11 protein-coding genes and 1 tRNA gene are annotated in these 10,654 nt (G+C 70.9%); 3 read left to right on the top strand and 9 right to left on the bottom strand.

The features are described 5' to 3' along the window. From JWQ91_RS02650 to JWQ91_RS02615, 8 genes are all read right to left on the bottom strand, one after another. Window positions 1-977: 2-oxo acid dehydrogenase subunit E2 (locus tag JWQ91_RS02650; protein WP_297780451.1), on the bottom strand; the 977-nt coding region annotated here is incomplete at its 3' end. A gap of 83 nt (window positions 978-1,060) precedes the next feature. Next, a complete protein-coding gene (locus JWQ91_RS02645; protein WP_297780449.1) occupies window positions 1,061-1,231 on the bottom strand; it encodes a hypothetical protein in 171 nt (56 codons plus the stop codon). Window positions 1,232-1,306: 75 nt separating this feature from the next. Continuing rightward, window positions 1,307-2,230, bottom strand: a complete 924-nt coding sequence (locus tag JWQ91_RS02640; RefSeq protein WP_297780447.1) for an SDR family NAD(P)-dependent oxidoreductase — start codon at window positions 2,228-2,230, stop codon at window positions 1,307-1,309. A gap of 32 nt (window positions 2,231-2,262) precedes the next feature. Then, the gene (locus JWQ91_RS02635) at window positions 2,263-3,399 is read right to left on the bottom strand and encodes a N(5)-(carboxyethyl)ornithine synthase (RefSeq protein ID WP_297780444.1); all 1,137 of its coding nucleotides are present in this window, start codon (window positions 3,397-3,399) and stop codon (window positions 2,263-2,265) included. Between the two features lie 77 nt (window positions 3,400-3,476). Further along, window positions 3,477-4,310 (bottom strand): formate dehydrogenase accessory sulfurtransferase FdhD, encoded by an 834-nt coding sequence (fdhD, locus tag JWQ91_RS02630; protein WP_297780441.1) that lies wholly within the window; start codon window positions 4,308-4,310, stop codon window positions 3,477-3,479. Further along, window positions 4,311-4,562 (bottom strand): DUF6457 domain-containing protein, encoded by a 252-nt coding sequence (locus JWQ91_RS02625; protein ID WP_297780438.1) that lies wholly within the window; start codon window positions 4,560-4,562, stop codon window positions 4,311-4,313. Next, window positions 4,555-5,115: an NTP transferase domain-containing protein gene (locus tag JWQ91_RS02620; RefSeq protein ID WP_297780436.1), complete on the bottom strand. Its 561-nt coding sequence runs from the start codon at window positions 5,113-5,115 to the stop codon at window positions 4,555-4,557. Before JWQ91_RS02620 ends, JWQ91_RS02625 begins: the two co-directional genes overlap by 8 nt. A 37-nt stretch (window positions 5,116-5,152) precedes the next feature. Next, a tRNA-Arg gene (locus tag JWQ91_RS02615) sits at window positions 5,153-5,227 on the bottom strand. 52 nt (window positions 5,228-5,279) lie between these two features. On the opposite strand from JWQ91_RS02615, the gene JWQ91_RS02610 reads away from it, so the two are divergent. From JWQ91_RS02610 to lysA, 3 genes are all read left to right on the top strand, one after another. Further along, window positions 5,280-5,675 carry a response regulator gene (locus tag JWQ91_RS02610; RefSeq protein ID WP_297780434.1) on the top strand — a complete coding sequence of 132 codons (396 nt, stop codon included), beginning with the start codon at window positions 5,280-5,282 and terminating at the stop codon, window positions 5,673-5,675. Window positions 5,676-5,930: 255 nt separating this feature from the next. Beyond that, window positions 5,931-7,595 carry an arginine--tRNA ligase gene (argS, locus tag JWQ91_RS02605; RefSeq protein ID WP_297780432.1) on the top strand — a complete coding sequence of 555 codons (1,665 nt, stop codon included), beginning with the start codon at window positions 5,931-5,933 and terminating at the stop codon, window positions 7,593-7,595. After that, the gene (lysA, locus tag JWQ91_RS02600; protein ID WP_297780430.1) at window positions 7,592-8,986 is read left to right on the top strand and encodes a diaminopimelate decarboxylase; all 1,395 of its coding nucleotides are present in this window, start codon (window positions 7,592-7,594) and stop codon (window positions 8,984-8,986) included. Before argS ends, lysA begins: the two co-directional genes overlap by 4 nt. A gap of 68 nt (window positions 8,987-9,054) precedes the next feature. Here lysA and JWQ91_RS02595 read toward each other — a convergent pair. Then, the coding region (locus JWQ91_RS02595; RefSeq protein WP_297780428.1) for a hypothetical protein at window positions 9,055-10,654 on the bottom strand (1,600 nt) is incomplete at its 5' end.

Below are 10,654 nucleotides of genomic sequence, written 5' to 3'. Positions count from 1 at the left end.
TCCGGCGGGTACTCCATCGAGCCGACGCCGACGATGACGCCCTGGCCCTGCATGAGGCGGGGGATCGAGTGGTTGGTGCCGATGCCGCCGGGGTTGGTCAGGCTGACCGTCGTGCCCTGGAAGTCGGTGACCGCGAGCTTGTTGTCGCGCGCCTTGCGGACCATCGTCTCGTACGCCGCCCAGAACTCGGCGAACGTCATGGTGTCCGCGGCCTTGATCGAGGGGACCAGCAGCGTGCGGGACCCGTCGGGCTTCTTGAGGTCGATCGCCAGGCCGAAGTTGACGTGCTCGGGCTTGAGCTGGTTGGGCTTGCCCTTCGCGTCGACCTCGTAGCCGGTGTTCATCTCGGGCAGGGCCTTGATCGCCTTGACGATCGCCCAGCCGATGAGGTGCGTGAACGAGACCTTGCCGCCGCGTGCGCGGGCAAGGTGGTTGTTGATCACGATGCGGTTGTCGAACAGGAGCTTGACCGGGACCGAGCGGACGCTGGTCGCGGTCGGGACCGCGAGGCTCGCGTCCATGTTGGCGACGGTGCGGGCGGCGGCGCCACGCAGTACGACGTGCTCGACCTCACCGGGGCCGGTGGCAGGCTCGGCCTTCTTGTCCGCGGGGGCCGGGGTGGTCGGCTCGTGGATCGGGGTCTTCTCGGTCGGCGCGATCGGCGACGGCTCGACGGTCTTGGCGGCCGGCGTCGCGGTGGCGGGCTCGGTCTTGCGGGCCGGCGGCGTCTTGGACTCCGGGGAGGTCGGCGGCGGCGACGGGGGAGTCGTGTCGACGGGAGCGGTTGCCGTGGCGGTGGGGGCCACGCCGTTGCCGGAGGCCCCGGTGAGCGAGGCTCCGTCACCAGTCTGGAAGAAGGACGCCCAGCTCTGGTCTACCGAGGAGGGGTCCTCCTGGAAGCGCTCGAACATCTCCTCGACGAGCCACTGGTTCGTGCCGAAATCGGGGGTTGAACTGTCGTGTGAGGACTCGGCCACAGCCTCGATCGCCTCTTCCAATTGTGTGCTGGCGCGGTGGTGTCACTACCTGCCTACAGGGTAACGCGAGCCTTCCGCCGCGCTCAGGCAGGCTCGACTCCGTGAAGTCGTCGGGGGTCGCGGGCGTAGGAGATGTACTCGTCGACGTTGGACAGCAGCATGAGCCGGGGGATGTCGACGTCGATGGACTCCTCGGAGGACCAGGAGGTGTCGCCGTCCACCTCGAGCTGTCGGTCAGGGTCAGGCTCGTCCACCAGGCAAGGTCACGGCGGACGACGTCCGCGGCGGTGTCGACCCCTCCAGCATCGCGGAGGGGACCGACAGCCGATTCAGTCGTCCGTCAGCTCCAGGAGGGTCAGCGAGACCTCCCAGAGGCGGGCCGCGGCCGCGGGGTCGAGTGCGTACGGGGCGACGCCGTCCAGGACGTCGGTCGGCTCGTCGAGCACCGCGGCCTCCTGGTTGTTGACGAAGTAGCGTCCCCCGACGCCCTCGAGCAGCGGGCTGGTCGCCAGCAGCACCGTCGTCGAGGCGCCCTGCTCGGTGGTCTTCTGTCGCTCGGGCGGGGTGTCGTCCCCGCCGCTGTGCCGCTGCAGGTTGGTCGCGATCGAGCCCGGCATCAGGGCATTGGCGGTGATGCCGTCGGCGGCCCAGCGCCGGGTGGCCTCGACCGCGAACAGCACGTTGGCGGTCTTGGACTGGCCGTACGCGAGGCCCGGGTCGTACGCCCGGTGCTCGAAGAACAGGTCGTCGAAGACGACCGGTGAGGCGTACAACGCGGTCGAGCTGACCGAGACGATGCGGGCGTTGCCGGCCGCGGCGAGCGCATCGTGCAGGCCGAGCGCGAGCGCGAAGTGTCCGAGGTGGTTGGTCGCGAACTGCAGCTCCCACCCCTCGGGCGTGTACGTCTCGGGGGTCTCCATCACGCCGGCGTTGTTGACCAGCACGTCGAGGGGGCCCTCCCACGCCTCGACGAACGCATCGATCGTCGCGTGGTCGGTCAGGTCGAGGAGCGCGACAGTGACGCTCCCGCGGTCGATCATGCTGCGGATCTCGGCTGCCACGCGCTCGCCCGCCCCGATGTCGCGCACCGCGATCGTGACGTCCGCGCCGGCGCCGGCCAGCGCGCGGGTCGTCTCGACGCCGATGCCGGAGGCGCCGCCGGTGACGACGATGCGCCGGCCCGTCAGGTCGATGCCGGCGACGACCTCGGCGGCGGTGGAGTGGATGTCGAACTCAGTCCGGATGCGGCCCATGCCCCCAGCATGCAGGCCCGACGGTCGACTCCCTAGAGGGCGTCGTGCGGATAGTCCGCCGAGCGCTTCTGGAACGACAGGATGTGGGGGTTCTGGACGACACCGTCGCGGATCTCGATGGCCCGGCGCAGCGTCTCGTCGGCGTCCCATGCGGCGCTGCCGGAGAGGACCTTCCCGACGTACGGCAGCAAAGCCTGGCTGATCTCCCAGGTCGCGGAGTTCCACAGGTAGGACGGGCTGTGGTCGACGGCGTAATAGGTCACGCCGTTGCCGACCGTGAAGGACGGCTCGTCGAACGTCGTGGGCTTGGCCCACTCGAAGCCCATGCCCTCGTCGCACGACACGTCGACGATCAACGTGCCCGACGGGAGCATCGGCAGGTCGGCATTCATCAGGAACGACATCGGGGAGTTGGGGTCCTGCAGGACGCAGTTGACGATGACGTCGTGCTCGGCGAGGAGGGCCGGCAGGGGCGTCCACTCCTGGTCGACCAGCGCACGGCTCTCGGCGGGGGAGCCGGCGGGGTCGAACTGCACGATGCGCGCGGAGTGGATCGGCGCGCTGACCGCGGCGACCCCCCGCTGCGTGAAGATGTCGACGTCGTGGATGCCGTGGGCGCTCAGAGCCGTCACCGCGCCGCGGGCGGTCGCGCCGAAGCCGATCACGGCGGCCGTGAGACGGCGACCGTACGTGCCGGTCAGCCCGGCCAGCGACATCGCGTGCAGCACCGAGCCGTAGCCAGCCAGCTCGTTGTTCTTGTGGAAGACGTGGAGCAGGAAGCCGCCGTCGGCGCCCCAGTGGTTCATGACCTCCCAGGCGATGAGGGTCAGCCTGCGATCGATCGCGGCCTGCGTCAGCGCGGGGTCCTGGACGCAGTGCGGCCAGCCCCACAGGACCTGGCCCTCACGCATCTCGAGCAGGTCGGACGGCTGGGGCTTCGTCAGGAGGATGACGTCGCAGCGCGCGATCAGCTCGGCCCGGGGGAGCAGCCCGCCGACCAGCGGCCGCAGGTCGTCGTCGGTGACGCCGAACCCCTCGCCGTACCCCTCCTCGAGGAACACGTGCGGTCGCACCTCGTCGCTCAGGCGCTCGAGGTGGCGGGGATGGATCGGCAGCCGCCGCTCGTTCTCCTTGGCGGTGCGGGCGATGACGCCGAGGTCGAGGTCCATGGGGGCTCCGTCGGTGGGTGTTTCGACAGGGATCCGCTGCTCGGCTCGAGACAGGCCCGAAAGGACCCGCCCGCAGTTTATCCCGCGACGACGCGGTGCGATCCCGCGTAGACGTTGAAGTCCCCGCGACGGCTGAACCCGGCCAGCGTCATGCCCGCCGACTCGGCGTGCTCGACCGCGAGCGAGGAGGGGGCCGAGACGGCCGCGAGGACCGGGATGCCGGCCATGTGCGCCTTCTGGATCAGCTCGAATGACGCCCGGCCCGACACCTGCAGGACCGTCTCGCGCAGCGGCAGCCGCCCGTCCCGCAGGGCCCACCCCACGACCTTGTCGACGGCGTTGTGGCGGCCGACGTCCTCCCGCAGGCACAGCAGCTCGCCGGCGGTGTCGAACAGGCCGGCCGCGTGCACGCCACCCGTCCGGTCGAAGACCTTCTGGTGCTCCCGGAGCCGGTCCGGCAACGAGCCGATCAGCGTGGCGGGCCAGCGGCTGTCGCCGTCGACGCGGCCGAAGTGCGTGGCCTTGTGCACCGCCTCGATCGACGCCGTCCCACAGATGCCGCACGAGCTCGACGTGTAGACGTGCCGGGCCAGGTCGGTGTCGGGCGGGGCGACGCCCGCGGCGAGCTCGGCGTCGATGACGTTGAACGTCTGCAGGCCCTGCTCGTCGGTGCCGGCGCAGAACCGCAGCGACGTCAGCTGGTCGGCCGACCAGATGATGCCCTCGGAGACCAGGAATCCGGCGACGAGGTCGAAGTCGTCACCGGGGGAGCGCATCGTGACGGAGAACGACGAGCCGGCGACCCGGATCTCCAGGGGCTCCTCGACCGCGAGCGTGTCCTCACGCTCGATCGACGTGCCGTCGGCCGCCCAACGGGTGACGCGCGTGCGGCGGGTCAGTCTCCCGGCCACTCAGCTGTCCCCGCGCTTCTCGCACGCCGAGGTCGCGGCGATGATGGCGGCCCGGATGTCGTTGGCGGAGCCTCCGGCGCGTCCCGCCGCGAGCCCGGCGACGAACGTCGTGAGCGGGGCCGCGGGGCGTACGACCGAGTGCGCGGCGACCGACGCGAGGTCCAGGACCTCGTCGACCGTGATGCCGGCGGGGTCGACGCCGAGCGCCTCCGCCACCGTGACGACCCAGCCGTCCAGATCGACCTCACCCATCGCGTTCCTCCTCGGCCCGTGCCCTCTCGTGATCGTCCCACGTGTCGACGTCGAGCGCAGACCTGGCCGGGACAACGACCTCGCGCAGGTCGAGGGGACGGAGCAGGTTGCGCAGGGACTGGCCGTCGAGGTCGCCGAGGGCGGCGGCGGAGGCGCGCAGGGCGGCGACGTCGACGACGCTCATGAGGTGCTGGCGGCGACCGTCGGCATCGACCGCGACGACCCCGTGGCCCGTGGCCGCGGCGACCAGGGTGTCGATCGCCTCGGCGACGAAGGGCTGGTCGCAGCCCAGCAGCAGGACGTACGGCGCCGTGACCTCCGCCAGTCCGGCACCGACGGCGGCGGCGGGTCCACCGTGGCGGGGTGTCTCCTGCACGACGACCGCATCGGGTGCGACGACGTCACCGACGACCACGACCCGGTCGGCGCCGCGGACCGCGTCGAGCGTCCGCTCCAGCAGCGAGGTGCCGCCGATCACGAGGCCGGCCTTGTCGACACCACCGAGCCGGGAGCCCCGCCCACCGGCCAGCACGATCGCGTCCCAGCTGAGCATCCCCCGACCCTACGCGTCAGCGATGCGTCCAGAAGGTTGGTGCCCCCGGCAGGATTCGAACCTGCGCTTCCGCCTCCGGAGGGCGGCGCTCTATCCCCTGAGCTACGGGGGCCATTCGGCCAACTGCGGTGTGAGCCTACCGCACGGGCACTACGGTGGTGACCGTGCCCAAAGTGCTCGTCGTCGACGACACCCCGTCGATCCGCTTCCTGATCCGGACCAACATGGAACTCGCTGGGATCGAGGTCGAGGAGGCGGTCGACGGGGTCGACTGCCTGGCCGTCCTGCGGACCATGGACGTCCTGCCGGACGCCATCACGGTCGATGTCATGATGCCCCGGCTCGACGGCGTCGCGACCGTCACCGCGATCCGGTCGGACCCTCGGCTGCGGCACATCGCGGTCGTCATGGTCACGACGCAGAACCATCCCGCCGACATCCAACGTGCGACCCAGGCCGGCGTCGACGCCTACGTCACGAAGCCCTTCGACCCGGACTTCCTGATCCTCACGGTGCGCGACGTCATCAGCAAGGCCAGGAACCGGGACCGACCTGCTTGAAACCGGCCGTGCCGGGACGTACGGTTTCCGTACACGGAGAGGAGGTGGTCCGACGAATGAATTCTTCTTGGACATGTGAGGTGGCTGCCCGCTAGCCACAAGGACTCAGTTCTTGTGAACTGGCTGGTGGCGGCGAATATCCCGCAGTCACCCGACCCGCAGGGCGTCGAGTTGTCCGCTCGACCTGCGCTTCTCTCCTCGTGAGTGGACGCAGCCCTGCGGGTTGTCCATGTTCGGGGTCGATACCCTTGTCGGGTGACCCCCGACCAGCTCTCCGCCACGATCATCGGTGCCCTGACGTCCCTCAGCGAGGCTGGTGCGATCAGCCTGCCCGACGGCGTCCCGACCGAGGTCCTGGTCGAGCGACCCAAGGTCAAGGAGCACGGCGACTACGCGACCAACATCGCGCTGCGTCTGGGCAAGAAGGCCGGGATGAACCCGCGCGACTTCGCCCAGCTCCTCGCCGACGAGCTGGCCGGCTCCGGGGGTGTCGCCAGCGCCGAGATCGCCGGGCCGGGCTTCCTCAACATCCGCGTCGACGCCGGCGCCCAGGGCGCCCTGGCCCCGCAGATCGTGACGGCCGGGACGACGTACGGCACGAGCGAGCTCTACGCCGGCCAGAAGGTCAACCTCGAGTTCGTCAGTGCCAACCCGACCGGGCCGATCCACATCGGTGGCGTCCGCTGGGCCGCGGTCGGCGACTCGCTCGGCCGCATCCTCAGTGCGATCGGCGCCGAGGTCACCCGCGAGTACTACTTCAACGACCACGGCGTGCAGATCGACCGGTTCGCCCGCTCGCTGCTCGCCGACGCCCGCGGCGAGGACGCCCCGGAGGACGGCTACGGAGGCCAGTACATCTCCGAGATCGTCGCCTCGGTCCTGGCCAGGCACCCCGACGCGGCGGCCCTGCCCGACGACGAGGCGCTCGAGACGTTCCGCGCCGAGGGCGTCGACCTGATGTTCTCCGAGATCAAGCAGAGCCTGCGGGACTTCGGCGTCGAGTTCGACGTCTACTTCCACGAGAACGACCTGCACGAGTCCGGCGCCGTCGACCGCGCGATCGCCCGGCTCGACGAGCTCGGGATGATGTACGACCGGGACGACGCCCGGTGGCTGCGCACCTCCGACTTCGGTGACGACAAGGACCGTGTCGTCATCAAGTCGGACGGCGAGCCGGCCTACATCTCCGGCGACCTGGCCTACTACCTCGACAAGCGCGAGCGCGGCTTCGACCGCTGCCTCATCATGCTCGGTGCCGACCACCACGGCTACGTGTCGCGGATGATGGCGATGTGCGCCGCGTTCGGCGACACCCCCAAGGTCAACCTCGAGATCCTCATCGGCCAGATGGTCAACCTGGTCCGGGACGGCAAGCCGCTGCGGATGAGCAAGCGCGCCGGCACGGTCCTGACGCTGGAGGACCTCGTCGAGGCGATCGGCGTCGACGCGGCCCGCTACGCGCTCGCGCGCTACTCGATGGACTCCACGATCGACCTCGACCTCGACCTGTGGGCCAGCCAGACCAGCGACAACCCGGTCTACTACGTCCAGTACGCCCATGCGCGGCTCTCGTCGATCATCCGCAACGCCGCCGACCTCGGTGTCGTGCTGGACGAGGCGACCTTCGACCCGTCGCTGCTGGCGGTCGAGCAGGAGGGTGCGCTGCTGCGCTCGCTGGCCGACTACCCCAAGGTCGTGGCCCGCGCCGCCGAGCTGCGCGAGCCGCACCGCGTCGCGCGCTACCTCGAGGACACCGCCGCGGCGTTCCACAAGTTCTACGACGTCGCGCACGTCCTGCCCAAGGGCGACGAGGAGCCGAACGACCTGCACCGGGCCCGGCTCATGCTGGTCGCCGCGACCCGCCAGGTCATCGCCAACGGGCTCGGCCTGCTCGGCGTGACCGCCCCGGAGCGGATGTGAGGTCCCACGAGGCGGGTGCGCTCCACGGCCAGTCCGGCGATCGCGGACCGGCCTGGCTGCGTACGCCCGAGGACCCCAACCAGCTCGTGCCGCACCTGTGGGCCGACGGCGTCTCCAAGGTCGACGGCGTCCTGACCGTCGCGGGGGAGTCGGTCGTCGACCTGGCCGCCGAGTTCGGCACCCCGACGTACGTCGTGGACGAGGACGACTTCCGTCGCCGTGCGCGGGCGTTCAAGGAGGCCTTTCCGGCCGCCGACGTCTACTACGCGGGCAAGGCGTTCCTGTGCGTCGCGACGGCGCGGTGGATCGCCGAGGAGGGCCTCAACCTCGACGTGTGCACGGGCGGCGAGCTCGCGGTCGCGCTCAGGGCGGAGTTCCCCCCGGCCCGGATCGGGCTGCACGGCAACAACAAGTCCGTCGCCGAGCTGCGCCGCGCCCTCGAGGCCGGCGTCGGCCGGATCATCATCGACTCGGTCGAGGAGATCGAGCGGCTGGCTGACCTGACGACCGAGCTCGGCGTCACCGCGCCGGTCATGATCCGGGTCACCGCCGGCGTAGAGGCCCACACCCATGAGTACATCTCGACCTCCCACGAGGACCAGAAGTTCGGCTTCTCGATCACCGGCGGCGACGCGCTCGACGCGGCTCGCCGGGTGCTCGCCGCTCCGGGGCTCGAGCTGCGCGGCCTGCACTCGCACATCGGCTCGCAGATCTTCGTCACCGACGGCTTCGAGGTCGCGGCGCGGCGGGTGCTGCGCCTGCACGCCGAGATCGAGAACGAGCTCGGCGCCACGCTCCCCGAGCTCGACCTGGGCGGCGGCTTCGGCATCGCCTACACGACCCAGGACGACCCCTCGACGCCCGCGGACCTGGCCCGCGGCATGCTCAAGATCATCGACGACGAGTGCGCCGCGATGGGCATCGCCCTGCCGCACCTGTCGATCGAGCCTGGTCGCGCGATCGCCGGCCCGTCGACGTTCACGCTGTACGAGGTCGGCACGACCAAGGCGGTCTCGCTCGATGGTGGCGCCTCGCGGCGGTACGTCTCGGTGGACGGCGGCATGAGCGACAACATCCGGCCCGCGCTGTACGGCGCCGACTACTCCTGCACCCTCGCCTCGCGCACGTCCGACGCCCCCGCGCTGCTCAGCCGGGTCGTGGGCAAGCACTGCGAGTCCGGCGACATCGTCGTCAAGGACGAGTTCCTGCCCGGTGACGTCGCGGCCGGGGACCTGCTGGCCGTGCCGGGCACCGGGGCGTACTGCCGATCACTCGCGAGCAACTACAACCACGTGCCACGCGCCGCGGTCGTGGCGGTGCGTGACGGGGAGGCCCGGGTCATCGTGCGCCGTGAGACCGAGGACGACCTGCTCGCGCTCGACATCGGCTGAAGCTCGAGCGTGTCCAAGGGCTGCACCGCGTAGCACCACAGTGCACCGCCGTCGCCCGCGGGACTGGCTCAGTCCAGGGCGCGACCGAAGTGGGCGTCCTCCCGGGACGCCCCCCGCACGCCGGGGCTGTCGAGGTTGAGGGCGACGCTCCCACCGGTCTTCGGACCGGTCGCCGCGGTCGAGAGCTGGTGGATCTGCCCCGTCCCGTCGCGCGTGCCGACCTTCTCGCGGTAGACGCCGATGACCAGGCAGCCCTGGGTCCGGCTCTGGACGTTCGCGATCGCCACCGCCTCGCCGAACATGTCCTCGGCCTCCGCGACACCCGCGATGCCTGAGGTGTTCTGGTGGTAACGGGCGCCACCCTGGCCCGCCGTCGTCAGTCCGGACGCGCTGCCCAGCAGGATCGAGACCGAGCCGGCCCCGCGCCTGCCGTCGATCACGTCGAACGGCGTGCCGATCGCCAGGTCATCGGTCGGTCCGGCGTCCAGCCGGCCCATCGCGAGGGCCGCGCCGAACGAGTCGAAGTCGGCCGGCGTCCCGGCCACGCCCGTCGTCGCCTGGGTCCACCGCTCGAGACCCGGCGCGGCCAGTCCCTGCGCAGATCCCTTGACGAGCGCGACGACACCACTGTTGCCGAGGGTTGGCATCCCTACCGCGAGGTCGTCACGACCGTCGGCGTTGACGTCGCCCGCCGCCGTGACGTCCCCGAAGGCGAGCTGGTCGGGGTCGCCGTCCTCCTCCCGCACCCGGTCGTCGATGCCGAGTGCCGGCCCGTCGAGCGGCTCGTCCATCGTGGGCGTCAGCCCGCTCGTCGTCCCCTCGAGGACCTGCACCCAGCCGGCTGGATTGCCTCCCACACCGGCCCCTTCCTCATCATCCCCGGACGTGACGTGGCCGAAGGTGACCGCCAGCTCCTGGATGCCGTCACCGTCGAAGTCCCCGGCAGCCAGCTGGCTGCCGAAGTAGATCGCCTGGTCGCCGATGTCGGCGTTGCCCCGGTCAACCACGGTCTTGTCGGCGGCCGTCAGTCCGCCGCTGCCGCCGAGCAGCACCACGACGGCGCCGCGGATCTCGCCGGCCTCGCGGTGGCCGGGCACGCCGATCGCCAGGTCGTCGTCACCGTCGTCGTTCAGGTCCGCCGCCGTCAGTGCCGTGGCGAATCCCTGGTCGGTGAACTGTCCGGGATCCCCGAGCAGCTGCACGTCGGTGATGCGCTGGCTGCCCGTGGTCCGCAACCCCGACTTCGAGCCGTAGAAGATGTAGACCGTGCCGGCCACGGAGTCGGTCGCGGCGCCGACGGCCAGATCGGAACACCCGTCGGCGTTGTAGTCACCGAACGCCACGGCGGTGCCGAAGTCGTCGCCGTTGCTGCCGGTCCCGGGCACCCCGGGCTGGTCCTGGTCGAGGTACTGGTCGTCCAACGCGGTGCCGGAGCCGTTGGCGGCCAGCCCCGTCGGCCGGCCGTAGAACACGTGCACCGCGCCCTGGTCGTCCGGGCGGCCGGTCTCACTGACCGCGACCTCGGCGTAGCCGTCGCCGTTGACGTCGCCGGGCACGCCCGACGTGCAGACCGCGGCCGATGCGGCCGGAGTCGTGGCCGCGACGATGCCGCCGGCCAGCAGGGCGCCGCACAAGACCGGACGCCAGGTCGAGATGGTCACCATCTCG

Origin of the sequence: Aeromicrobium sp. (assembly GCF_025965075.1) — a bacterium.
Taxonomy (GTDB): Bacteria; Actinomycetota; Actinomycetes; order Propionibacteriales; family Nocardioidaceae; genus Aeromicrobium.
This window is presented reverse-complemented; position numbering and strand designations above follow the sequence as displayed.

What these genes read in the sequence shown, in the direction of transcription:
- JWQ91_RS02640 (WP_297780447.1), bottom strand. Translation starts at nt 2,230, where the DNA reads ATGGGCCGCATCCGGACTGAGTTCGACATCCACTCCACCGCCGCCGAG.
- JWQ91_RS02635 (WP_297780444.1), bottom strand. Translation starts at nt 3,399, where the DNA reads ATGGACCTCGACCTCGGCGTCATCGCCCGCACCGCCAAGGAGAACGAG.
- JWQ91_RS02625 (WP_297780438.1), bottom strand. Translation starts at nt 4,562, where the DNA reads ATGGGTGAGGTCGATCTGGACGGCTGGGTCGTCACGGTGGCGGAGGCG.
- JWQ91_RS02620 (WP_297780436.1), bottom strand. Translation starts at nt 5,115, where the DNA reads ATGCTCAGCTGGGACGCGATCGTGCTGGCCGGTGGGCGGGGCTCCCGG.